Genomic DNA, 25,307 nt, shown 5'->3' with positions numbered 1-25,307 from the left:
CGTGGCGCAGTTTTTTATTGATCGACCGATTTTCGCCTGGGTCATCGCCATCGTGATCATGCTCGGCGGCAGCCTGTCCATCAGCCAGTTGCCGTTGGAGCAATACCCTGACATCGCGCCGCCCACGGTGAAGATTTCCGCGACCTACACCGGGGCCTCGGCCAAGACCGTGGAAGACTCGGTGACCCAGGTCATCGAACAGCAGATGAAAGGCCTGGATAACCTGACCTACATGTCGGCCAACAGCAGTTCGGCGGGCAGCGCCAGCATCAGCTTGACCTTTACTGCCGGCACCGACCCGGATGTGGCCCAGATGCAGGTGCAGAACAAGCTGCAACAAGCCGAGTCGAGACTGCCGCAATCGGTACAAAGCGAAGGCCTGACCGTGACCAAGGGCGGCTCGGACTTCCTGATGATTGTCGCCCTGGCATCGGATGACCCCAGCGTTACCGGGACTCAGATCGGCGACTACATTTCCACCACCTTGCTCGACTCCATCAGCCGCATAGACGGCGTCGGCGATGTGCAGACCCTGGGATCAGGCTATGCCATGCGTATCTGGCTGGACCCGGCCCTGTTGGAAAAATACGCGCTGATGCCTTCGGACGTCAGCAGTGCCCTGGAGGCGCAGAACACCGAAGTCTCCGCCGGGCAGCTGGGTGCTTTGCCGGCGATCAAGGGGCAGCAGTTGAACGCCACGATCAGCGCCCGCAGCAAACTGCAGACCGTCGAAGAGTTTCGCAACGTGGTGGTCAAGTCCAGCAGCGACGGTGCCGTGGTGTTGCTGGGCGATATCGCGACCTTGGAGCTGGGCAGCGAAAGCTACGACATCAGCAGCGCCCTCAACGGCAAGCCCGCCGCGGCCATGGGCGTGCAACTGGCGGCAGGTGCGAATGCGCTGAGCGTCGGCAAGGCGGTCAAGGCCAAGCTCAAAGAGATGGAGCCGTTCTACCCGACTGAAATGCAGCTTAAAAACGTGATTGCCTACGACACCACGCCGTTTGTCAGCCTGTCCATCGAGGAAGTGGTCAAGGCCTTGGGCGAGGCCATCGTGCTGGTGGTGTTGATCATGTTCCTGTTCCTGCAAAACCTGCGCGCGACGCTGATCCCGGCGATTACCGTACCGGTGGTGCTGCTGGGCACGTTCGGCGTGTTGGCGATGTTTGGCTATTCGATCAACACCTTGACGATGTTTGCCATGGTCCTGGCGATCGGCTTGCTGGTGGACGATGCCATCGTGGTGGTGGAAAACGTTGAGCGGCTGATGGGCGAGGGGCTATCGCCCGTGGCGGCCACGCGTCAATCGATGCGTGAAATCAGCAGCGCACTGGTCGGCATCACGCTGGTGCTGAGCGCGGTGTTTATCCCCATGGCGTTTTTCGGCGGTTCCACCGGGATTATCTATCGGCAGTTCTCGGTGACCATTGTTTCGGCGATGGTCCTGTCGGTGCTGGTGGCGATGACCCTGACCCCGGCGCTCTGCGCTTCGTTGCTCAAAACGCGTGATGGCCGCGGGCATGGTGCTCAGCACGGGTTCTTCGGCTGGTTCAACCGCACCTTTGAACGTGCCAGCGCCGGTTACGAGCGCTGGGTGGGCGTGGTGTTGCGGCGTTGGGGGCGCAGTCTGTTGCTCTATGGCGCGGTGCTGGTGGTCATGGCGGTGGGGTACATGAGCCTGCCCACGTCGTTTCTGCCGGACGAAGATCAGGGGATCCTCATGGCACAGATCCAGTTGCCAGTCGGGGCGACGGACAGCCGCACGCAAGCTGTGATCAAGCAGTTCGAGGACTACATCCTGAAACAGCCCGAAGTCGAAGCGATGATCAGCATCAGCGGGCTGGGCATGGGGGGTAACAGCCAGAACACCGCGCGCGCGTTTATCCGCCTCAAGGACTGGGACGAACGCGGTGGGCCCGGCCAGGGGGCGGCGGCGATTGCCCAACGGGCGACCATGGCGCTCTCCAGCATCGGCGATGCCGACGCTTTCGTCATGCAACCACCGACGGTGCGCGGCCTGGGCCAGAGCTCGGGGTTCGACCTGCAACTCAAGGACCTCGCCGGCCTGGGCCATGATGCGCTGGTGGCGGCCCGCGAACAGTTTCTTGAGCTGGCCAGAAAAGACCCGCGTTTGTTGGGCGTTCGCAGCAACGGCCTGGACGATGCGCCGCAGCTCAAGGTCAGCATCGACGACCGCAAGGCCGGAGCGCTGAGCCTGAGTACCAGCGACATCAACACCACCTTGTCGACGGCGTTGGGCGGTACGTATGTGAATGACTTTCTCAACCAGGGCCGGGTGAAAAAAGTCTACGTGCAGGGCCAGGCATCCGCGCGTATGCAGGCCGCGGACCTTGATCATTGGTTCGTGCGCAACAGCAGCAATGAAATGGTGCCGTTCTCATCGTTTGCCAGCAGCACCTGGAGTTACGGCTCGCCCTTGCTGGAACGCTATAACGGGAACGCCTCCCTGGAAATCGTGGGCGACCCCGCGCCAGGCGTGAGCTCCGGCGACGCGATGGACGCGGTGGAAGCCATCGTCCGGCAATTGCCCCAGGGCATCGGCTACGAATGGACCGGGCAGTCCTATCAGTTGCGGCTATCCGGCTCCCAGGCTCCGTTGCTCTATGCACTCTCCGTATTGTTTGTGTTCCTGTGCCTGGCCGCGCTCTACGAGAGTTGGTCGGTGCCGTTTTCGGTGATTCTGGTGGTCCCCCTGGGGGTGATCGGTGCAGTGCTGGCGACCCGTGTCGCCGGGTTGAGCAACGACGTGTATTTCCAGGTGGGGCTGTTGACCACCGTGGGCCTGGCCGCGAAAAACGCGATCCTGATCGTGGAGTTCGCCAAGCACCTGCAAGAGCAGGGCAACAGCCTGATCGATGCGACGCTGATCGCGGTGCGCCAACGCTTGCGGCCGATTCTGATGACGTCCCTGGCCTTCATGTTCGGCGTGTTGCCGTTGGCCTTGAGTAGCGGCGCAGGCTCCGCCGGGCGTCAGGCCATCGGTACGGGCGTGCTGGGCGGTATGTTCAGCGCCACGGTGCTGGGGATCTTCTTTGTACCGCTGTTTTTTGTGCTGATCCGCCGCCGTTTCGGCAGCGAGCGCAGTACTCGTCAATCTGCCCCGACAGGTGATGCATGATCAAGTCACATTGGCCTTTGCTGGCCGCCATGGTCCTGGGTGGCTGCGTCAACCTGGCGCCCCAGTATGAGCGGCCGGAAGCGCCTGTTTCCGCGCAATGGCTGCCGACCGCCAGCCTGCCGAAAGGGCCGGCGGGGGCCGATGTCAAATGGCAGCAGTTCTTTACCGACAGCCGCCTGGCACAGTTGCAGGCGTTGGCGCTGGCCAATAACCGCGACTTGCGCCTGGCCAGCCTGAATGTCGAAAAGGCCCAGGCGCAGTACCGCATCAAGCGCGCGGACCTGTTTCCCACCATCGATGCCAGCGTCAGCGGCACCCACAGCCGCACGCCAGGGTCGTTGTCCAGCACCGGCACGGCGGCCACCACTCACGATTACAGTGCGCAATTGGGCTTGAGCAGTTATGAACTGGACGTGTTTGGCCGGCTACGCAACCTGCGGGATGAGGCGCTGGAAGACTACCTGGCGCTGACGGAAACCCGACGCAGTACGCAGATCAGCCTGGTGGCCGAAGTGGCCACCGCCTGGCTGACCCTGGCCGCCGACAACGAACGGCTGCTGCTGGCCCAGCAAACCCTGACCAGCCAGTTGGCCACCTACGACCTGACCCAAAACAGCTATGCCCTGGGCGGCTCCTCCGCGCTGTCCGTGGCGCAAGCCCAGACCACGGTCGAGTCGGCGCGCGGCGATGTGGCGTCCTACGAGAGCCAGATTCTGCAGGACCGCAATGCCTTGCGCCTGTTGGTCGGCAGCGACCTTCCCGAGGCACTCTTGCCGGGCACGCACTTGGAGTCGGCGGCGGTGCTGGTGGACATACCGGCGGGCCTGCCGTCGAGCCTCTTGCAACAACGCCCGGATGTGCTGTCGGCGGAACACACGCTCAAGTCGGCGAATATCGACATCGGCGCGGCCCGTGCGAAGTTTTACCCCAGCATCAGCCTGACCGCCAACGCCGGCTCGTCCAGCTCGGCATTGGCCGGCCTGTTCAAATCCGGCAGCGGTGCCTGGACCTTTGCCCCGAGCATCAGCGTGCCGATTTTCGACGCCGGGAGTAACCGCGCGACCCTGGATTCGGCCAAGGTCGAGCGCGACATCCAGATACAGACTTATCAGCAGACCCTGCAGACCGCGTTCCGCGAAGTGGCCGACGCGCTGGCCGTGCGCAGCACCCTGGATCGCCGGATCGCCGCGCAACAGGCGCTGACCGACGCCAGCCGCAAGAGCTTCGAACTCTCGGACGCCTTGTACCGGGGTGGGTCGCAAAGCTACCTGGAAGCCCTGGATGCACAACGCTCGCTCTACAGCGCCCAGCAGGACCTGATCACCCTGCGTCTGACCGAGCAGAGTAACCGCATCACGTTGTACAAAGTGTTGGGAGGCGGTTGGAATTAATGGCCCTGTCTCTTGCACACACAATCGCCGCGATGGAACGGCTGGCGCGCGTCAAATCGGCTGACTTCATTCAATGGGAAATCAACATGCGTGCATCTCGTTCCATTTCAAACCGTTGCGCTCAGGTACTGACCTGCGCCTGTTTCATAACGCTTTCAGCCCTTTGCCAGGCGGATTCCGACAAGGACCCGTGGGAGCGTATCAACCGACCCATTTTCTCATTCAATGACACGCTGGATACCTACGCACTGAAACCCCTTGCCCAGGGTTATCAATTTGTTACCCCGCGCATTGCGCAAGACGGCGTGCATAATTTTTTCAACAATCTGGGGGAGGTCAAGAACCTGGCGAACAACTTACTTCAAGCCAAGTTCTATAGCGCCGGGGTTGATACGAGCCGCTTCTTACTCAACAGCACCATTGGCCTGGCAGGATTGGTCGATGTCGCGACGCCCATGGGGCTGCAGCGCAATGACGAAGATTTCGGTCAAACCCTCGGTTACTGGGGGGTAGGTAGTGGTCCTTATCTTGTGCTGCCACTCTTGGGGCCCAGCACACTTCGCGATGCGCCGGCCATCTTTCCCGATATCTACGCCAACCCGGTTCGTTACATCGGCGACGTTCCGACGCGTAATAGCCTGTACGGCCTGGGCATGATCGACGGACGCGCTCAATATATAAAATCTGAAAAGCTCATCACCGGGGATAAATACAACTTCATTCGAAGCGTTTATCTGCAACACCGGGAGTTCAAGATCAACGATGGCAACGTAAAGGACGACTTTTGATCAGCGCGGTTCGACCTCGGGATCAAGTTACCCGTTGACACTATCCGGATGCGCCGCCCATCGAAGCCCAGGCACTGATGGCCGGCGCGGCCGTGGAATAGCAGGCTGGAGTGCTCGCGGCCCTCAAACAATATCGTCGATCAGGATATGAGGCTGCCCGCGACTGCACTGTTCAATGCGCGCCTGGACCTTGTACACAGTGCGCAGCATCTGTTCTGTAATGACCTCACGGCTCGCGCCACTGCCTTGTGCGGTACCGTCGGCAATCACCAGCACCTGATCGGCAAAACGTAACGCCTGGTTCAGGTCATGGATGGCGATGAACACAATGACCCGACGCCGGCGGGCCAATGCCTGCATGAAGTCCAACACCTGGACCTGGCGGTGCATGTCGAGGGCGCTGGTGGGTTCGTCCATCAACAGGATCTCCGGCTCGCGCACCAAGGTCTGCGCGATGGACACGAGCTGTTGCTGCCCGCCGCTGAGTTCGCCGAGGTTGCGAAAGGACAGGCCGGTGATCCCCAGCGCCTGCAATATCTCGTCGACCAGCGTCAGCTCATCATCGTGGACGACCCAGCCGGGCGACAGTTGTTTACGTGCCAGAAGCACCGATTCGTACACCGTCAATCGAGCGCTGCCGTTCAAGCCCTGCGGCATGTAGCTGATGCCCCGCACGCCCTTTTTCGAGCCCTGCAGAATCACCCGGCCGGGGCCGTCGATCAAGCCTGCCATGCGCTTGAACAGGGTGGACTTGCCGGCGGCATTGGGGCCGACCACCGCGACCACTTGGCCACCCATAAATGCGCCGGTGGTGACACCGCTGATGATCGTGCGCTGACCGTAGCGGGCACCAAGGTTCTCCAGCTGGATCGTCACCATGAGTTTTTCTTCCCGCTGAGAATCAGAGATATGAAGAACGGCACGCCGATCAACGATGTGACCACGCCGATCGGAAAGATCGCGCCCGGAATCAGGGTCTTACTGACCACCGAACTGACGGACAGAATCAGTGCGCCGGTCAGCAGCGACGCCGGCAGGAAGAACCGCTGGTCTTCACCAATCAACATCCGCGCAATGTGCGGGCCGACCAGCCCGATAAAGCCGATGGTGCCGACGAAGGCCACGGGAAACGCGGCGAGCAGGCTGACCATGATCAACGTCTGAAAGCGCAGGCTGCGCACGTTGATACCAAAACTGGCGGCCTTGTCATCGCCCAGCCTCAGGGCTGTGAGGGCCCAGGCGCGCCTGGCGAAAATCGGCAGGGTGACCACGATCACCAGGCAGATCACACCGAGTTTGGGCCAGGTGGCTTTGGTCAGGCTGCCCATGGTCCAGAACACCACGGCCGCGACGGCTTGCTCGGTGGCAAAAAACTGCACCAGGGCCAACAACGCGTTGAACGTGAACACCAGGGCAATGCCGAGCAGCACGATGGTTTCAGCGGTGACGCCGCGGCGCATGCTCAGGAAGTGGATCAGCAAGGCAGAGAGCATGGCCATGACGAACGCGTTCACCGGCACCATGTACTGTGCCGCCAATGGGAACAGGGCCACGCCAAACGCCAGGCCCATGGCCGCGCCGAAGCTGGCGGCGGCAGAAATGCCCAGGGTGAAGGGGCTGGCCAGCGGGTTGTTGAGGATGGTCTGCATCTGCGCGCCCGCCAGTGATAATGCCGCGCCCACGGCGACCGCCATCAGGGCGACAGGCAGGCGGATATCCCACATCACCACGCGTACCTGCGCCGAAGCGTCGTCCGGCGAAAACAGTGCGCCGAGTACTTCGCGCAGGCTGTAACTCGCCGGGCCCAGGGCCAGGTCAAGCAGGACACTGCAGAGCAGCAGCGTCATCAGCCCGGCGAGGATCAGCCGCTTGCGCAGCACCAGGCGACGGTAGGTCTCGCGCTGCACCACCAGGGTGTCGCTCGGTGCGCTCATGGCTTGACCTCGGGGGTGCGCAAGCTGACGAAATAGCCCGGCTCGTAAGGTACCGGCAGAAACCGCTCGTGCAGCTCGCGAAAGGAGGCCTCGGGGTCCAGGTCGGCAAACAGCGTGGGATGAAACCATTTGGCCAATTGCTGGATGGCCACGAACTGGTAAGGGCTGTTGTAGAACTGATGCCAGATCGCATGAAAGGCCTGGTTGTCCTGCGCCTTGATCCCTGCGTAGGCTGGCCGTTGGGTGTACCAGGCCAGTTTGTGCCGGGCTTGCGTCATGTCGGCGCCCGGGCCGACGCCGACCCAATGGCCACCAGGGGCGAACGCCTCCCAGTTGGCGCTGGTGACTACTACGTGCGCCGGGTTGGCGACGATGACCTGTTCGGGATTCAACTGGCCGAAGGTGCTGGGGATAATGCCTCTGGCGATATTGTCGCCACCGGCCATGTCGACAAAAAGCCCGAAGTTTTCGTTGCCGAAGCTCAGGCAGCAATCGTCCGTGTAACCGCCGATGCGTTCGATAAACACCGCGGGGCGCACAGGCTGCTGCGCCGCGATCACGTCGGTCACCCGGCGGATCTGCCGGTTGCGAAAATCAATGAAAGCCTCGGCACGCGCTTCTTTGCCCAACAGTCGGCCGAACAGGCGCATGGTCGGCTCGGTGTTCTGCATCGGTTGATTGCGAAAGTCGACGTACACCACCGGTATGCCCAGGGCATCGAGCTTCTCGATATAGCGCGCATCCTCGGTGGCATGCTGCGCCTCGATGTTGAGGATGATCACGTCGGGGTGCTGGGCGATCGCTTGTTCGATGTCGAAGGTCCCGTCTTCAAAACCGCCAAAGGTGGGAATCCTGGCAATGGCGGGAAATTTGCGCAGGTAGGCTCCGTAGGTGTCCGGGTCCGACTGGATCAGATCCTTGCGCCAGCCGACGATGCGTTCGATGGGGTTTTGCGTATCCAGGGCGGCGACCAGGTACAACTGGCGACCCTCCCCGAGAATCATCCGCCTGACTGGCAGATGGACCTTGACCTCGCGGCCGAGCAGGTCGGTGACGGTACTGCGCGCGGCATCCGCCTCGGCGGCGGGGGCGGGCAGTGAAGCCCCGAGCAAGCCAGCCACTAACAGCGCCGCGAAGGCGTGGCTGCGTCGAACGATGGTAACCATGGTTAAAGCCTTTGCAGGTGTCAGAAGTCGACCGTGGCCGAGAGTAAAAGCGTGCGTGGCGAGCCCTGGGAAAACGCTCCATAAGAGGCGACACCCGACCAGTACTCGCGATCGAACAGGTTTTGCACCGTGGCGCGGAACGTTGTCGGCCGCTGTGCGATACGCGTGGTGTAACGTGCGCCGAGGTCGATGCGGGTCCAGGGATCCAGTTGTTGGCTGTTGGCCTGGTTGACGTACTGGCGGGCGGTATAGATCGCGCCACTGGTGAACGTCAGCCCCTCGACCCAGGGGATGTCCCATTCGGCCCAGAGGTTGGCTTGTACATCCGGCACGCCGACCGGAGTGTTGCCCCGGTTGGCGGCAATGCCGGTTTTGGTCAACTGTGCATCCAGCAGCGTCACTCCCCCGAGCAGGCGCGCGCCTGGGGCGACCTCGCCAAACAGGTTCAGCTCGATGCCCCGATTGCGCTGTTCGCCTTGCACCGAAAACGTCCCGCCCGACAACTCGCCGCTGGGCTTCTTGATCTGGAACAGCGCCAGGGTCGCCATGAACGTGCCGTAGTCGAGCTTGACCCCGATCTCCTGCTGCCGGGAAACGTAAGGGGCGAAGATCTGGCCTGCATTGGCGGCGTTGGCCGGGGCGACGTCGCCCTTGCTCAGGCCCTCAAGGTAGTTGTAGTAGAGCGACACATGGTCCCAGGGTTTGACCACCACCCCGAACAGCGGCGTGGTCTTGCCTCCGTCATACGCCGTGCTCACCGTACCGGAGGCGTTGTAGTTGCTCGACTCAATATGCTGTCTGCGCAGGCCGAAGGTGACCTGCAGGCGTTGCTCGAGCACCGACAGGGTGTCGGCGATGGCGATGCCGGATAATTGCGTCGCGGAGACCTTTGGCGTATCCGGCTCGGCAATCGAAGGCTTGGGCTGATCGATCGGGTGGTAGATGTTCGACAGGATGACCGCGCCGGATGTGATGCCACGGGACAACTGGTCGCGATAACGCGAGACTTGCAGGGCCGTGACGTGGCCGACCGGCCCGGTGTCGAAGCGTAGGCGCGTGCCCGCATCGACGGTGTAGCGCTGCACGTTGAACTTGTAATAGCCGGGTGTCGAGGCGGTGTCGCCGGCGGCGTTGAGGAGGGTTGGGGTCTGGTCGGACATGCGCGCGACAGCCGACCTGCCGCCACCGGCATGGGCGAAGACGGTCAAGGCGTCGGTGAGGTCGTATTCACCGCTGAGCAACGCGGATTTATCACGGGTTTCGGACCAGCCCCAGTCTTGGCTCACATTGGTCCGCCCATTGGCGGCGGAAGGTATCTCCACGCCCGTGTCGATCAGGAACGGTCGAGATGCCGCGTCGAACTTTTCTTGCTGGGAGATCAGGTCCAGGCTGCCTCGCAGGCGATCGGACCGGTAGTCCAGGGACACGGCGCCGAGCCCGACGGCGCGCGATTGGTCGTCGATCACGGTGTTGCCTTGCTGGACACTGGCGTTGACCCGCACCCCCCATCGGCGTTCCTCGCCAAAGCGCCGGCTGATGTCGATATGATTCCCCAGTTGCGCATCCTGGGCGTAACTGGCGGTGAACCGCGTCAAGTCTTCATCCAGGGAGCGCTTGGGCACCACATTGATCACCCCGCCGACGGCACTGTTGGGCGACATGCCGTAGAGCAGTGCGCTCGGGCCTTTGACGACCTCGATGCGTTCGGCGTATTCGGTGAACACCCGATAGTTGGAGGCCACGCCGTAGACACCGTCGAAGGCCAGCTCACCGAGGTTGCCTTCGCCGACCGGAAACCCACGGATAAAAAAAGAATCGACAATCCCGCCGGTCTGCCCGGTGGCGCGGACCGACGAATCGCGCTCCAGCACGTCGCCCACGGTCGTTGCCTGTTGATCCTTGATCAGCGATGAGGTGTAAGTGCTGACGCTGAAGGGCGCGTCCATTACATCGGTATTACCCAGCATGCCCAGGCGTCCTCCCGCGGCCACCTGGCCCCCCGGGTACACCGGGGGCAAGGTCTCGGCCGGCTGGTCGTGGCCACTGATCGTGGTCTGCGCCAGGGTGACCCTGCGAAGTGCCAAGGTGTAGCTGCCGTCGTTGCGCAGCAGCATGTCCAGGCCACTGCCGGCCAGCAAATGCGCGACTGCCGCCTGGGTCGAGTAATTTCCAGAAAGCCTTGGGCTGATCAACCCTTCAGTGATCGACGGCTCGAAGGACAAGGCAATGCCTGCTTCCACGGCAAAGCTCGACAAGGTTGCGCCGAGCGGTCCGGGGGCAAGGTTGTACGCGCGCACGGTCACTGAATCCAGCTGCACCGGCGCGTCCGCCCGGGCCAAAGGGCAGGCCGCACCGATCAGGGTCAGGCTGAGCAACGCGCTGCGAATGACCGGCATCAATGGGGGGCCCTGTGGCGAGAGGAAGTGGCTGTTCCTTCATTGCCAGTTGAGATCAAAAAAAGTATCAGCCTGGCAACGCTTTATTTTTTTGCGAGGTTTGCCTTCGCGGCGTCAGGCGGGCGACAGCGTGACCCAATACCCGTTCAAATGGCCGGTGGCGAGCACCGGGTAGGTTTGCACCAGCATGTTCAAGGTGCGTTGGGTATCGCTGATCGGGAAGGCACCGGAGACGCGCAGGTCGGCAATGGCCGGATCACAGCGCACAAAACCACGACGATAACGCGCCAGCTCGGCAACGAAATCCGCCAGGCGCATCTTGTCCGCCATCAGCATGCCCTGGGCCCAGGCACCGACGTAGCGACCGGCGGCAGTCAGCGCTCCAAAGGTCTGTGAGGAAAAGTCGGTGCGCTGCCCGGCGTTGACGATCAGCGGCGCGGTTTGGCGGTTTTCGGCCAGTTCCACTTTCACTGCGCCTTCCAGTACGGCGAGCTGGGTACGCGGGCCCAGTTCACGCACGGTAAAGCGCGTGCCCAGGGCCTGCATGCGGCCCTGTCGGGTGACGACGAGGAAGGGGCGGGGGATGGAAGCGGTATCCGGTGCGGTCTGCACCAGTATTTCGCCTTCGCGCAGATGGATGAGCCGCTGTTGGCCATCAAACAGCACATCCATGGCGGTGTCGGTATTCAACGTGATGCGTGAGCCATCGGCCAGGGTCAATTCGCGTTGTTGGCCCACGGCCGTGCGGTAGTCGGACGACCATCGGCCTGACTCCACCAGCTTCCAGCTGCCCCAACCCGCCGGTATCACCGCCAGCAGCAGGGCCAATTTACCCAGGGCCGCACGCCGCTCCGGATTGCTTGGCCGATCCAGCGCCGACATCGCCAGGGAAGACGGCAAGCCGCCCAGCTTGCTTTGCAGCAATTGCGCCCGCGACCACGCGCGATCGCGCTCGGGGCTGCTGACCTTCCAGCGCTCCCACTCGGCACGCTCGCTGTCGCTCAACCCGTTGTCGCTCAAACGCATCAGCCATTCGGCGGCTTCTTCAAGCACGTCGGGATTCAGCGGTGGCTCTCTGCGCAGCGCGCGCATCTATTCGACCATCATCATGCAGTGCAGGAACGCTTGTTTCATGTAGCGTTTGACGGTGATCAGCGAGACGTCCAGTTGCTTGGCGATGTCGTCGTATTTCAGCCCGTTGATCTGCGACAGCAGGAACGCCCGCTTCACCAGCGGCGGCAGGGCATCGAGCATGGCGTCGATTTCGTGCAGGGTTTCCAGCACCATGAAGTGCGATTCAGGCGACGGCACATCCTGTGCGGGCGCGTTGGCGAGTGCCTCCAGGTAGGCACGCTCCAGCGCCTTGCGTTGGTACCAGTTGATCAGGATGCCCTTGGCCACGCAGCTCAAGTAGGCGCGAGGCTGCTCGATTACCGTGACCTGTGAAGCCAGGATGCGGGTGAAGGTGTCCTGCGCCAGATCCGCCGCATCCATGGCGTTGCCCAGTTTTCTTTTCAGCGTCGCGTACAGCCAGCTGTGATGCCCGCTGTACAGGGCCTCAATCGCGCGCAGGTGACTCGGGTGGTTCGCGGAGTGGGTTTGGCTCATGGCGCGGGCGTGCATCTAATTGAGAAGTATTCCCAATGCTAGTTGACAAGATGCTTGAAAAGCAAGGGGGGATCAGTGCCCCGCGATCGGTGCGATCCCCTGTGCTGGCGTGTCCTTCATCGCCAGGCACCTGGTTCAATCCCGATCCGCGACTTGGTGGGGTTGCTTGCCCGCGGGCCAGTAACGCAGAGCGACGATCAGCACCAGCGCCAGCGCATACGCCAGGCAAACGAACAGATACGTGTAGGGCAGGCCATACGCTTGGCTGAGCAAGCCGCCGATGCAGATACCGGCAATCGAGGCAAACTGCGCGGTGCTTTGCGCGATACCCAGTACATAGCCCTGTCGGGCGCTGTCGGCGGTGGTCGAGATCAGGGCCATCAGCACTGGCGTCGTGGCACCCAGCAGTACTCCCCAGACGAAGTAGGCCAGGATAAACACCACGGGGTTGCGGGTAATGCCCGCCACGGCGGTCAGCGCGATGCAACCGATCACCACGTAAGTGATGCGCTGCAGCGTCTGGCGTAGAGAGCGCTGCTCGAAGTAGCGCGACCATGCCGTCGCCGAAAGAATGAAGCCCAGGGCCAATAGCCCGTAGCACAGGCCGACCACTGAGTGGCTGACATCGAATGTGGAACTGACGTAAAGCGAGAACGAAGTCTGGGGCAGCATTCGCGCCAACAGCAGAATCCCCATGATGCCCAACAGCGACAGCAGGGGCGAGCCACGCCAGCCGGCAGCGCTGGCCTGGGCGGGGGCGCAGGTGTTTACCGGCGCGGTTTTTTTCACGGGGGGGACGTCCGGCAGTGTCATGGCGGCGATCACCGTGCAGGCGGCGCATAACACCGAGGCCACGATATTGATCCAGAAAAACGTCGCGTAATCGAGAATCAGGCCGCCGAGCACGGCGCCCAGCAACGAGCCGACGTTGGTCGATATCTGCAGAATCGCGAACAGCCGGGCCCGGCGCGACGGGCTTTCGATACTCACGCCGTAGGCCTGCGCCGGGGCAATGTAGCCCGCGAAGGCACCCTGCAGGAAACGCAGGGCCAGGATCGCCCAGATGTCGCTGAAAAACGCCAGGCCGAGCTGGGTCAAGGACAACCCGGCGAGCGCGCGGATCATCATCAACTTGTGCCCGTATCGATCGCCGATACGGCCCCAGAACGCACTGGTCAGCATGATGCCCAGCATCGGTCCCACGTACACAGCGATGCTGGCGAAACTGAAAAGCGCCTCCGAAGAGGCCAGCTCGCGCAGGTGTACGGGCCAGAATGGCCCGCTCATTTCCATCGCGCCCATGGAGACCAGTTGGATCGCGAACAAAAGATAAACAAGGGTCCTGACACTTGAACCCTGAATGACACCTGCATGGGACATGGGACGGCCTCGGCGGATGAACCCGGTAAAAAAACAGGGAGGGATGATACTTTTTCGCAAGTCGGCTGGCATTAGGAGTGATTCCCATTTTCCTACGTTGAAAGGATCCTCTCGTCATGCCCGTTATCTGTCGTCCCTATGGTGAACGCGTGTTAACCCTCGCGATTCGGAGCGCCATGCTGAATGTCGTCTTGGTCGCATGCAGCGCCAATGCCTCGGCGGCTACGCCACAGCCCGCAGCGGGCGACGCGTCAACGCCTGACAGCGCGCAGAGCCTGATCCTCGACACCACCACCATCGACGCCCGCGAGGCTGGCCCCACGGCATTGCCGCCGGTACTGGCCGGCGGGCAGGTCGCCCGTGGCGCGCGCCTGGGGATGATGGGCAACAAGGATGTGATGGACGCCCCGTTCAGTGTGACCAGCTACACCGCCAAAACCCTGGCCGACCTGCAGACAGTGACGGCGGCCGACGCCCTGGAGCGCGATCCTTCGGTGCGGTCCACGGGGCAGACGGGCGGTATCGTCGATTCGTTTTTCATCCGTGGGTTTGCCATCGGCGAAGGCAACCTTGGCGAGTTGGCCTATGACGGCGTGTACGGTGTGGCGCCGAACTACCGGACGTTCACCGACTACGCCGAACGCATCGAGGTGCTCAAGGGGCCCGGTGCGCTGATGTACGGTGTCTCGCCGAACAGTGGCGTTGGCGGCGTCATCAACATCGTGCCGAAGCGGGCGCTGGATGAAGACCTGACGCGCTTTACCGGCAGTTACGCATCGGACTCCCAAGTGGGCGGCCACTTGGACATCAGCCGGCGCTTTGGTGAAGAAAACCAGTTTGGCCTGCGCTTCAACGGCAGCCTCCAGGGCGGCGACACCGCCGTCGATAATCAGAAGCGCGAGGTGGATATCGGGGCCATTGCCTTGGATTATCGCGGCGAGCGGTTGCGCCTGAACCTTGACTACATCAGCCAGAAAGAAAACTTTGACGGCGCCTCGCGCCCCTTCACCGTCGCAACGGGTGTCGACGTGCCATCTGCCGCCAATGGCCGCACCAGCCTGCCGCAAAAATGGGGTTGGTCGGACACCAAGGAACAGTCGGCACTGCTCGGCGGCGAGTATGACTTGAGCGATGCGCTGACCGTGTTCGCCCATGCCGGCGGGGGCAAGTCGGATGTGAAGCGCCTGTCCGACCAGGTGCCCAGGATCCTCAACGACGCCGGCGATACCAGCAATATCCCGGGTTACTACAAGTTCAACGTCGACCGTTCGACCGCCGATGCGGGCCTTCGCGGGCTGTTCGCCACCGGGCCGGTGACGCACATGACCACGCTGATGGCGACCCGTTACCGGGACGAACTGTCCCGAGGCATCACCAATGGTAAGGAGATCCGCTCCAACATCTATCACCCGGTGGATACGCCCAAGCAATACCTCGACGCCCCCAAAGTGCTGCGCATTTCGGAAACGGAACTGTCCGGCGTCGCACTGACGGACACCCTGGGCATGCTGGACGACCGCCTCCAACTGACCCTCGGCCTGCGCCGGCAAGCGATCGAGTCGCGTAACTACAATGCCGCCGGGGCTGTCAGCTCCCGCAACAAAGACACTGCCACGACGCCGTTGCTGGGCGTCGTGGTCAAGCCCTGGGATGACGTGTCTTTGTATTACAACTATGTCGAAGGCTTGAGCAAGGGCGATACCGCCCCAGGCACCGCGAACAACGGCGGCCAGACATTCGCCCCTTATGTGTCCAAACAGCACGAGCTCGGCGTGAAGTATGAACACCACACGTTCATCACGAGCGTGGCGTTGTTCCAGATCGAAAAGCCCAGCGGCGAGCTGGGTGCCAACAATGTGTATTCCGTGCAATCGGAGCAACGCAACCGTGGCGTGGAAGTGAGCCTGTACGGGGAAGTCGCGCCGGGCACGCGCTTGATGGGGGGCGTGACGTTCCTCGACGGCGAGTTGACGAAGTCCGCCACCGCAGCCAACCGGGGCAACAAACCGGTCGGCGTACCCGACATCCAGGCCAACCTCTGGGCCGAATGGGATACCCCATGGCTGGAAGGCTTTACCTTGACCGGCGGCGCGATCTACACCGACAGCCAATACGTCAACCAGGCCAACACCCAGGAACTGGACGCCTGGACTCGCATCGATGCGGGCGCGCGTTATGCCACGAAGATAGAAGGGCGACCTACGACGTTCCGCGCCACCGTGCAGAACGTATTCGACCGTGAGTACTGGTCGGGCGTCGCCTCCTACGGCGCCTTTTCCCCGGGATCTCCGCGCACCTTGCAGTTGTCGGCCACGGTTGATTTCTGAGGTCGGTGTGGAGTGTGCTTTTCATGACGGCGAATGTGCCGCGCACCGCCGGCGACCGGCTCGATGCAGCGATAGCGGAGTGAGTGTTATCGAGTAAAAAGTTTTATTGACTAAAGATAAATATCGGGTAATGATTTCTGTGCATCTGCTCTCATGCAGAGTCATCTCCAGGGTCATCTCCCGATGAGTCATAAAAACCCGTCTTTTCTTGCGACGCTTTACGTCGAGGCCACTGAATCGTCGTCGGCCACTTGCGCGGCCCCTTTGCTGATGCATGGCTTTCCCGCCGAGCCGGAACACCGAGTCACGTGGCACAACTGGATGCGTCCGCCCTTCAGCCAGTGGGGGTTCCGCAACCTGGCGCGCTTGCGCCCCACCATTGACGTACCGGCGGGTCCAGGGCCGGTCGGTACGCTCAAGCAGGCTCCCAATGCGCTGGACCAGCTGTGTTTCGACAGTGAGTGTGGGCTGAGCATCAGCGTTATCGACCACCTCGAGGCCAGCCAGACCGACGCCTTCTTGGTGATGCAGGGCGACACGGTATTGTTCGAGCGCTACTTCAACGGTCAGCAGGCCTGCGACCGGCACATCATGTTTTCGGTGACCAAATCGCTGATCGGCACCCTTGGCGAACAGCTGGTTTCCAGTGGTGTGCTCGAGCCTGGGTTACCCGTCGCGTACTACGTGCCCGAACTGGTGGGCAGCGCGTTTGGCGATGCGACGGTGCGCCAGTTGTTCGATATGGCGGTGGGCATCGACTACAGCGAGGTGTACGACGATCCCAACTCGGAGAGCTCGCAGTACGGTTACGCCTGCGGGTTTCAACCGGCACCGGCGCAATACGCCCAATTCGAGTCGTTGTACCAGTACCTGCCATCCCTCAAAAAGCGCGCCAGCCACGGTGGCTTTTTCCATTACGTGACCGCGACCACCGAAGCCTTGGCTTGGGTCATGGAGCGCGCCTCGGGCAAGGCCTGCAGTCAGTTGTTGGCAGAAATCTGGAGCCGGCTGGGCTGTGATCGCGACGGCTATTTCATGGCTGATCCCTGGGGACGTAACGTCGCCGGGGCGGGTTTCAGTGCGACGTTAAGAGACATGGCGCGCTTCGGTCGTCTGCTGGCCAACGATGGCTGTCACGAGGGGGTTGAGCTGCTGTCGCCCGAGACCGTGGCACGTATCGCCGCCGGTGGGGATCCGGCGATCTACGCGCAAAATGCCGAGTTCTCCGGCTGGACACCGGGTGCGTCCTATCGAAGCCAGTGGTACGTGTTCAACGATCACAGCCAGGCCCTGATGGCCGGTGGCATCCACGGCCAGTACCTGTTCATCGACAAGCCCTCCGGCGTCGTGATCGTCAAGCAATCGTCGCTGACCGATGCGGTCGGCCCGTTCGATGCCGATAGCGTGCGAATGCTGCGCGCTATCAGCGCTCACCTGAGTCACTGACACACCCCGAAAAATAAGAGTCTTGCGTTCTATTCACCTGGCTTTGCCATGTGTTGGCGGCGCTTTGCGTCGCCATTGACTGCCCTGTAACAACAATAATCACACAGGAGCTTCTTATGGTTTTCATCAAGCGTTTCTCTCGAGCGCTCATAGCGGTCGGCTTACCCTTGACCACCCACGTCGCGTTGGCGGGCTACACCTTTGAGGACGGCGATCTCAAGGGCGAAGTCAACCTCACCGCGGGGGGCGCGACGCTATCAACCCGCGGCGTCAACTTCGGCAGCGGCCGGGTCGATGCGCGCAACGGTAAAAATGGCGGCACCAAGATCGACTGGCAAGAGTTCTACGTAAAACCCGGGGTCAAACTCGAGTATGCGTTGCAACCCGATTTCAGCTTGCTGGCCGGCGGTTCCCTGGTCGCGGCAAGCACGTTCGGCGACGGCGATGCGGGCGGCTTTACCCGCAGTTCCGACGGCAAGGTTGCCGCTGAAGAACTGTACGGCGGGTTCCGCGCCGGTGAGTGGAAGTTCACGGCTGGCCGCCAGAACTACATGGTCGGTACGGGGTTCATCGTCATGGACGGCAACCTGGACCAGCTCAAGGACGGTGCCTACTGGCTGGGCCCTCGAACCGCCTTCAAGGATTCGGCGATCCTGGCCTGGGAACATGGCGCCTTGAAGTCTCAGGCATTCACCCTGCGCACCGACGATGACCTGGGTGATTTCCGCATGACCGGCGTCAACCTCGATTACAACCTCGACGACCAAGTGACCCTGGGTGCCATGGCCATGCGGGTCAACGCCCTGGGGCCCAAAGGCAGCACGCTGCCTCGTCGTCGCGACGGCATGCAGGTGTACAACCTGCGGGCGCTCAATGCCAAGGTGCCCGGCGTACCGGCGCTGACTCTGAATGCGGAGTACGCGTTGGAGCGCGGTAGCGGCGAGGGGGTCGATTACGATGCCAACGCCTGGTACGGCCAGGCCGACTATGCCTTCAGCACGTTGCCGTTGACGCCCGTCATCGGTTATCGCTACGCGAGCTTTTCCGGTGATGACAACCTCAGCGATAACCGCCAGAAAGCCTGGGACCCGTTGAGCAAGGGCTTCGTCGACTGGAGTACGTGGCTCGTCGGCGACGTGGTCGGCAACTACCTGCTGTTCAACAGCAACGAAAATGTCCAACAGTTCTCGCTCAAGACCCACCTCAACGAGACCCTGACCCTCGGCGCCATTCACTACCAGTTCTGGCTCGATGAGAAAAACTACATGGGCGCGGCGGTCCGCGATCGGCGCTTTGCCGATGAGAGCGTGATATTCCTCGACTGGACGCCCACGCCGTCGTTCTATACGTCGCTGTCCTATAACTGGGTCAAACCACTGGCCGCCGCCAAGCAGGTGTTCGGTGACGACCAGACCTTCAGTGCGTTGGAACTGTATTTCACCTATCGCTATTAAGTGCCGCGAGCCTTTGCGGCCGCGCTGGAGTGTTTTTATCATGAACAGTTTTTTGCGTAATACCGTGTTGGGCACTGTCGCTTCGTTGTTGATCAGCGGTTTTTGCCTGGCCGAAGAACGAACCGTAAGGATCTACAACTGGATCGAATACCTGCCGCCGGAAGTGCTCAAGAGCTTCCAGGAAGAGACCGGAATCCGCCCGATCTACGATGTATTCGACAGCGCCGAAACCATGGAGTCCAAGCTGTTGACGGGAAACTCCGGGTATGACGTGGTATTCCCGGGCACCGCCAACCTGGGGCACCTGATCACCGCCGGTGCCGTCCAACCGTTGGACCGCGCGCAGTTGCCGAACTGGCAGCACCTGGACCCCGAGTTCATGAAATCCCTGGAAGCGGTGGGGGACACCGGCAACCGCTACGCCGTGCCTTACCTATGGGGCACCACATTGATCGGCTACAACGTCGACAAGGTGCGCAAAGCCCTGGGCCCCGACGTGCAGATGAACAGCTGGGACATCATCTTCAAGGAAGAAAACCTCGCCAAGCTCGCCAGTTGTGGCGTGGGTTTCCTCGACGCCGGCAACGAGATCCTGCCGATTGCCTTGCACTACAAGGGCCTCGACCCCAATAGCCAGAAGCGTGAGGACTATGCGCAAGCCCAGGCCGTGATGATGAAGATTCGCCCTTACGTCACTTACTTCAACTCGTCGCGCTACGGCATGGACCTGGCCAACGGTGATATCTGTGTGGGCGTGGGCTGGTCCGGCGGTGTCGCATTGGCCACGCGACTGGCAGATGCCGCCGGCAAGGGCGTCAAGGTCGAGATGGCACTGCCCAAGGAAGGCGCGCCGATGTGGGCGGACGTGATGATGATCCCGGCCAATGCGCCCGATACTGCAGAGGCCCATGCGTTCATCAATTACATCCTGCGCCCGGACGTGATTGCGCGCATCAGCAACAAGATCGGCTACCCCAACCCGAACAAGGACGCCACTGCGCTGGTGGACGCCAGCATCCGTAACGACCCCAACATGTATGTGCCGGAGGAAGCGCGCAAGACCCTGTTCGCCCTGGAGCCGATCCCGGCCGCCGTGGAGCGCATCCGTACCCGCACCTGGACCGCCATCAAGAGCAACCGCTGATCAGGATGGCCTGACCCCGCAATGGGTCAGGCCTGCATGCCGTAAAACAGCAACTCGGTGATACGCCTGACCTGGGTAGAGTGCGCGTCGATATCCGGGTGTTCCTGGTTCACCAGTCGGAACAGTTGCAGGTGCGAATAGTCGTTCAACAGGAACGCGGCCAATTCCACATCGAGTTGCGGACGCAGCTTGCCGGCCCGTTGCAATTCCCGCAGCAATTCGCTGATTTCGGCCCTGAGCGCATCGTTCATGGCCCGATAGCCTGCCGGCAGTTCATTGTTGCCACCGAAGAGAATCAGCGGCAGCAGTTCACGCCACAGGCTGGGGTGCATGACTTCCAACGCATAGCCGGTAAGCAGGCGTTCCAGGTGGCAGAGCGCTTCGACCGGGTCGTCTATTTCGTGGATCCGGCTGCGGGTGTCGGTGATCGCGCGTTGATCGGCGTGGTGCAGGATTTCCAGGATGATTTCCTGCTTGTTGCCGAAGTACTTGAACACCGTCGGCGGCGACACCCCGGCCTGGCTGGCGATCTGTTCGATGGTGGTGTTCTGGAAACCCTGGCGCTCAAACAGTTCGATCGCGGCCTTGCTGATAGCTTGCCGGCGTTCGGCTTTCTGACGTTCACGCAGTCCGCTCACAGGAGATCCTTGTCACGAGTAAAAAGAGGGGCGCTTGTCGCCCCGGTATCCCTGCAAAATACTTAATTGGGTAAAGCTTTTAAAGCACTAATTGCCATTCAAGGGGTTTGCCGCTGATGCTTCTTCAGCCTGTAGGCAAATTGAGCGCGGCTGAGCCCCACGAGCCTGGCGGCGGCGGCCAGGTTGCCGGCGTTTTGTTGCAGCGCTTCATTGATCAGGCGCGATTCAAGGCCGTCAATGGAAAACCCCTGGTCCAGCTGGCCAAGGGTGTCCAGCAGTGCAGGGCGGGGCGCTGTGGTGGTTAGCTGCGGCCCGCTATTTGACAGGCTGCCGTGGTCGTCCAGGCCATAGGGATCGGCGGGCATCGGCTCGTTGCGAAACAGGTGCACCAGGTCAATCGCTTGGCCTTCGTCACTGGCGATCAGGCCGCGTTCGATCAGGTTTTGCAGCTCGCGCACATTGCCCGCGAAGTCATAGCGCAGCAAAACCTTCAGGGCGCGCATGGTCAGGCCCGCCGGTGTTCGCGCGTATTCCTGGCAGAAGCGCGTGAGGAATGCGTTGATCAGCAGCGGGATGTCGTCCCTGCGTTCGCGTAGCGGTGGCAGGGCGATGGGGTAGACATTCAGCCGGTAGAACAGGTCTTCACGAAACGTACCGTCAGCCACGGCTTTACGCAGGTCGATATTGGTGGCGGCGACCACGCGCACATCCACCTTGATACCGCGCACGCCGCCGACCCGTTCGACTTCCCGCTCCTGCAGGGCCCGCAGCAACTTGCTCTGCCCGCCCAGGCTGAGGCTGGTGATTTCATCCAGGAACAGCGTGCCGCCCTGGGCCCGTTCGAAACGTCCAGGGCGCGAGTGCGTTGCGCCGGTATAGGCACCGCGTTCGACACCGAAGAGTTCGGCCTCGATCAGGTTATCCGGAATGGCGGCGCAATTGAGCGCCACGAACGGGCCGTCATGGCGGTGACTGAGCTGGTGCAACTGGCGCGCAAACATCTCCTTGCCCACTCCGGACTCACCGCTGATCAACACCGTTGCCGGGGTCAGCGCGACGCGTTGCAGGGCTTGTGTCGCGGCGTTGAACGCCGCGCTGGCGCCCACCAGCGTTTGCGGCGGGTTGGCCCTGGCGCTGCGGCTCACCGGGTGCTCGGGCGTGGGCGCGAGCGTGGTGCTGGTGACGGCCTGGGACACATTCAGGTAGCGCAGGTCCTGCTCGACGTCACCCCATTGCTCGGCCGTCTTGCCGATCACCCGACAGCTGCGGTGGCCCATGCCACGGCATTCCACTTCGCGGAAAATCACCATTTGCCCGAACAGGCCACTGACGAAACCGATGGCATAGCCGGTTTCAGTCCAGCACACCGGGTCCTGGCCGATGCCGTAGGCGCGCACATGCTCATCGGCCTCGCAGGAGTGGTGCCAGAGGAACTCACCTTCATAGAACCCCGAATCGGCATCGAACTTGAAGTGCAGCGGCTCGACCTTGGTCATGCCCTCCAGGGTGTGCAGGTGTGTCCCGGCGCGAAACACCGCGGCGGCATCGGCCTGTGGCCAGCGCTCGCGTATCAACCGCGCATCCCGCGCGCCGGAGGCATAACCGGTGCGGGTGAACAGGCCGCGCGCCTGCTCCAGGCCCAGGCGTTCGATGACCTCCCCGCGCAGGGCGCCGAACGACGAACTGTGCAGCAACAACATGCGTTGATCGTTGAGCCAGATACGCCCGTCTTCGGGAGAAAAAAACAGGCAGTCGGTCAGTTCCGCCGGCGTGGGCGAGCTGCCGGCACTGAGTTGGCGGCTGTCGCCGCGCGGATGGAAGGCCGCATTGGCCACCCGGTCGTCGGGCAGCGCACTGGGGGGATTAGTCATTGTTATGCCCCTGCAAAGCGAGTGAACGATATGAGTAACTGCTCAGATAGTTATTAAACATAACCTTATCAATTGAACAAGTGGCAGGGCCCCGGTTCTTGCAGGCAACCGCTCGGTGGGGTGTGAGCGCGGCGCGGCGGGCCGCGACCCAGAGCCCTCGACGCGTTACGTCAGCAGCTTTGCGCGCAAGCGGCACAGCCTTTGCTCAAGGCTTGATGCGGCGTTTGCACCCTGTGCAGGCGATGACAATTACAAGAACTCGGAGTTGCCATGTCAGTGTCTGAAACCACTCACTTTCTACAGCGGGCCATTGCGTCCGAATGCCTGTTCAACGGCGATTGGATACCCGCCTCGGGGTCCGTGATCGCGGTGATCGAACCCGCCACCGGCGAACCCCTGATGCGCTGCGCCATGGCCACCCCGGCCGACATCGCCATCGCCTGCCGCAACGCGGCCCTGGCGCAGCCGGCATGGGCTGCATTCGGTCCACGGGAGCGCGCCGAGGTGTTTCGCAAGGCGGCGGACCTGGCTCAGCAGTCCTTCGCGGAACTGGCGCTGTATGTCGCGCGGGAAACCGGCGGCGCGTTGTTCAAGGGTGAACACGAAGTGCGCGAAGCGATAGTGCTGCTGCATCAGGCGGCGGGGCTGTTGTCCCAACCGCACGGGGTGGTGCTGCCCAGTGAAGCCGGGCGCCTGTCCTATGCGCGGCGTCAGCCCCATGGCGTGGTCGGGGTGATTTCGCCGTTCAATTTTCCGCTGATACTGTCGCTGCGCTCGGTGGCGCCGGCGCTGGCGGCGGGCAATGCGGTGGTGCTCAAGCCCGACCCGCAGACGCCGGTCAGCGGTGGTTTTCTCATCGCCCGGCTGTTCGAGGAGGCGGGCTTGCCCAAGGGCCTGCTGCAGGTGTTGCCCGGCGCTGCGCCGGAGGGGGAGGCGCTGTGCCGCGATCCGAATGTGCGGATGATTGCGTTCACCGGATCCACGGCGGCGGGGCGCAAAGTCGCCGAAGTGGCGGGGCGACACCTGAAAAAAGTCGCGCTGGAACTGGGCGGCAAAAACCCGCTGATCATTCTCGAAGACGCCGACCTCGACCTGGCCGCGAGCAATGCCGCCTGGGGCGCCTGGATGCACCAGGGGCAGATCTGCATGGCGACCGGCTTGATTCTCGCCCACGAATCCATCGCCGAACGCCTCACGCGCAAGTTGGTGGACAAGGCCCGGGCGTTGACGGTGGGCAATGCCGCCCGGGGTGAGGCCGCGCTCGGCCCATTGATCAACCAACGGCAATTGCAGCGCGTACACGCAATCGTCAGCGACAGCCTGCAAGCGGGCGCGCGGTTGGAGGCGGGCGGCGAATATGACCGGTTGTTCTACCAGCCCACCGTGCTCAGTGGCGTGCGTCCGGGTATGCGCGCGTTTGAGGATGAAATCTTCGGCCCGGTGGCCACGGTGGTCAGCTTCGCCACGGACGAGGAGGCCATCGAACTGGCCAACCGCACCGAGTACGGCCTGTCGGCCGCCATCATCTCGCCGTCGGTCGGGCGCGCCATGGCCATCGGCGAGCGGCTTGACTGCGGCCTGTTGCACATCAACGACCAGACCGTGGCCGACGAATGCATCAACCCGTTCGGCGGGCGCGGCGCCTCCGGTAATGGCGGCAGCGTGGGCGGGCCGGCCGACTGGGACGAGTACAGCCAGTGGCAGTGGGTCACGCTGAAAAATACACCGCCTGCCTATCCGTTCTGAGCCCTGGCTCATCGGTTTGATCCACCCATGCCTATACAAAAACAAGAGGGCTTGAACATGAACCTGCAGAACAAAACCTTGATCGTCACTGGCGTCGCTTCCGGCATTGGCGCCGAGCTGGCGCGGCTTGCGCGCTTCCAGGGGGCCACGGTGATCGGCGTTGATCGCCATGCACCGCAACTGACCCTGGATAGCTTCGTCCAGGCTGACCTGGGCGACCCTGCCAGCATCGATGCGCTGGTGGCACGCCTGCCGGCGCGCATCGATGGGCTGTGCAACATTGCCGGCGTGCCCGGTACGGCGCCCTTGCAAGCGGTGGCCACGGTCAATTACCTGGGGCTGCGGCACCTGACTCAATCGCTGCTGCCACGCATGTCGGCGGGCGGCAGCATCGTCAATGTCGCCTCGGTCCTCGGCGCGCAATGGCCGCAACGGCTGGAGCGGCACAAGGCCCTGGCCGCGACGCCAAGCTTCGAGGCAGGGCAGCAGTGGCTGGCGGCCAACCCGGTGGAGCAGGACAACTGTTATCAGTACTTCAAGGAAGCGCTGATCGTGTGGAGCTTCCAGCAATCCCAGGGCTGGTTTCGCGATCACTCGGTACGCATCAACTGCGTCGCGCCGGGGCCGGTGTTTACCCCGATCCTCGGCGATTTCGTCAGCATGCTCGGGCCGGAACGGGTGGCCGCAGACAGCCAGCGCATGACCCGGCCAGCCCTGGCCGATGAGGTGGCGGCGGTGATTGCCTTCCTCTGCTCGGACGCCGCGCGCTGGGTCAACGGGGTCAATCTGCCGGTGGACGGTGGCTTGGCCGCGACCTACGTGTAGCGCTTGCAACGGCGCTAAACCCCGGCGCGGCGCCTCCGCGCCGGGGGTCTTGAACAA

General features: G+C 62.4%; 18 protein-coding genes. 9 read left to right on the top strand and 9 right to left on the bottom strand.

The window, feature by feature from the left end; translation table 11 throughout:
* The first annotated feature begins 1 nt into the window (after position 1).
* The 3 genes from C8K66_RS18730 (at position 2) to C8K66_RS18720 (ending at position 5,315) form a co-directional block, all read left to right on the top strand.
* On the top strand, positions 2-3,136 hold the full coding sequence (locus C8K66_RS18730; protein WP_057005567.1) for an efflux RND transporter permease subunit: 3,135 nt from the start codon (positions 2-4) through the stop codon (positions 3,134-3,136).
* Positions 3,133-4,527, top strand: a complete 1,395-nt coding sequence (locus C8K66_RS18725) for an efflux transporter outer membrane subunit (protein ID WP_165933332.1) — start codon at positions 3,133-3,135, stop codon at positions 4,525-4,527. The genes C8K66_RS18730 and C8K66_RS18725 overlap by 4 nt, the downstream gene beginning before the upstream one ends.
* A gap of 86 nt (positions 4,528-4,613) precedes the next feature.
* A complete protein-coding gene (locus C8K66_RS18720) occupies positions 4,614-5,315 on the top strand; it encodes a VacJ family lipoprotein (protein ID WP_108525731.1) in 702 nt (233 codons plus the stop codon).
* A 123-nt stretch (positions 5,316-5,438) separates the two neighbouring features.
* Here C8K66_RS18720 and C8K66_RS18715 read toward each other — a convergent pair whose 3' ends face one another.
* The 7 genes from C8K66_RS18715 to C8K66_RS18685 all read right to left on the bottom strand — a co-directional run bounded on the left by C8K66_RS18715 (position 5,439) and on the right by C8K66_RS18685 (position 13,799).
* Positions 5,439-6,194, bottom strand: a complete 756-nt coding sequence (locus C8K66_RS18715; protein WP_017847952.1) for an ABC transporter ATP-binding protein — start codon at positions 6,192-6,194, stop codon at positions 5,439-5,441.
* Complete coding sequence (locus C8K66_RS18710) at positions 6,188-7,249, bottom strand: iron ABC transporter permease (protein WP_046383977.1); 1,062 nt, start codon at positions 7,247-7,249, stop codon at positions 6,188-6,190. Before C8K66_RS18710 ends, C8K66_RS18715 begins: the two co-directional genes overlap by 7 nt.
* Positions 7,246-8,415: an ABC transporter substrate-binding protein gene (locus tag C8K66_RS18705; protein ID WP_108525616.1), complete on the bottom strand. Its 1,170-nt coding sequence runs from the start codon at positions 8,413-8,415 to the stop codon at positions 7,246-7,248. Before C8K66_RS18705 ends, C8K66_RS18710 begins: the two co-directional genes overlap by 4 nt.
* A gap of 20 nt (positions 8,416-8,435) precedes the next feature.
* On the bottom strand, positions 8,436-10,811 hold the full coding sequence (locus C8K66_RS18700) for a TonB-dependent receptor (protein WP_108525614.1): 2,376 nt from the start codon (positions 10,809-10,811) through the stop codon (positions 8,436-8,438).
* 114 nt (positions 10,812-10,925) lie between these two features.
* On the bottom strand, positions 10,926-11,903 hold the full coding sequence (locus C8K66_RS18695; RefSeq protein WP_108525612.1) for a FecR domain-containing protein: 978 nt from the start codon (positions 11,901-11,903) through the stop codon (positions 10,926-10,928).
* Positions 11,904-12,419: a sigma-70 family RNA polymerase sigma factor gene (locus C8K66_RS18690; RefSeq protein WP_026140148.1), complete on the bottom strand. Its 516-nt coding sequence runs from the start codon at positions 12,417-12,419 to the stop codon at positions 11,904-11,906. It lies immediately after the preceding gene.
* Positions 12,420-12,554: 135 nt separating this feature from the next.
* Positions 12,555-13,799 (bottom strand): MFS transporter, encoded by a 1,245-nt coding sequence (locus C8K66_RS18685; protein ID WP_057005573.1) that lies wholly within the window; start codon positions 13,797-13,799, stop codon positions 12,555-12,557.
* Between the two features lie 116 nt (positions 13,800-13,915).
* On the opposite strand from C8K66_RS18685, the gene C8K66_RS18680 reads away from it, so the two are divergent.
* From C8K66_RS18680 to C8K66_RS18665, 4 genes are all read left to right on the top strand, one after another.
* Positions 13,916-16,126 carry a TonB-dependent siderophore receptor gene (locus tag C8K66_RS18680; protein ID WP_108525610.1) on the top strand — a complete coding sequence of 737 codons (2,211 nt, stop codon included), beginning with the start codon at positions 13,916-13,918 and terminating at the stop codon, positions 16,124-16,126.
* A gap of 183 nt (positions 16,127-16,309) precedes the next feature.
* Positions 16,310-17,572 (top strand): serine hydrolase, encoded by a 1,263-nt coding sequence (locus tag C8K66_RS18675; protein ID WP_026140145.1) that lies wholly within the window; start codon positions 16,310-16,312, stop codon positions 17,570-17,572.
* A 116-nt stretch (positions 17,573-17,688) separates the two neighbouring features.
* Positions 17,689-19,026, top strand: a complete 1,338-nt coding sequence (locus C8K66_RS18670) for a hypothetical protein (protein ID WP_046383971.1) — start codon at positions 17,689-17,691, stop codon at positions 19,024-19,026.
* Positions 19,027-19,066: 40 nt separating this feature from the next.
* Positions 19,067-20,170, top strand: a complete 1,104-nt coding sequence (locus C8K66_RS18665; protein WP_108525608.1) for a polyamine ABC transporter substrate-binding protein — start codon at positions 19,067-19,069, stop codon at positions 20,168-20,170.
* A 26-nt stretch (positions 20,171-20,196) separates the two neighbouring features.
* On the opposite strand, the gene C8K66_RS18660 is transcribed toward C8K66_RS18665, so the two are convergent.
* On the bottom strand, positions 20,197-20,808 hold the full coding sequence (locus tag C8K66_RS18660; protein WP_046383969.1) for a TetR/AcrR family transcriptional regulator: 612 nt from the start codon (positions 20,806-20,808) through the stop codon (positions 20,197-20,199).
* 98 nt (positions 20,809-20,906) lie between these two features.
* On the bottom strand, positions 20,907-22,679 hold the full coding sequence (locus tag C8K66_RS18655) for a sigma-54-dependent Fis family transcriptional regulator (protein WP_057005577.1): 1,773 nt from the start codon (positions 22,677-22,679) through the stop codon (positions 20,907-20,909).
* A 270-nt stretch (positions 22,680-22,949) separates the two neighbouring features.
* Here C8K66_RS18655 and C8K66_RS18650 point away from each other — a divergent pair, with 270 nt between their 5' ends.
* Complete coding sequence (locus tag C8K66_RS18650) at positions 22,950-24,425, top strand: benzaldehyde dehydrogenase (RefSeq protein ID WP_108525606.1); 1,476 nt, start codon at positions 22,950-22,952, stop codon at positions 24,423-24,425.
* 57 nt (positions 24,426-24,482) lie between these two features.
* Positions 24,483-25,250, top strand: a complete 768-nt coding sequence (locus C8K66_RS18645; protein WP_046383966.1) for a coniferyl-alcohol dehydrogenase — start codon at positions 24,483-24,485, stop codon at positions 25,248-25,250.
* The last annotated feature ends 57 nt before the right edge of the window (positions 25,251-25,307 follow it).

The organism is Pseudomonas sp. GV105, from assembly GCF_003058185.1.
GTDB classification, from domain to species: domain Bacteria; phylum Pseudomonadota; class Gammaproteobacteria; order Pseudomonadales; family Pseudomonadaceae; genus Aquipseudomonas; species Aquipseudomonas veronii.
This window is presented reverse-complemented; position numbering and strand designations above follow the sequence as displayed.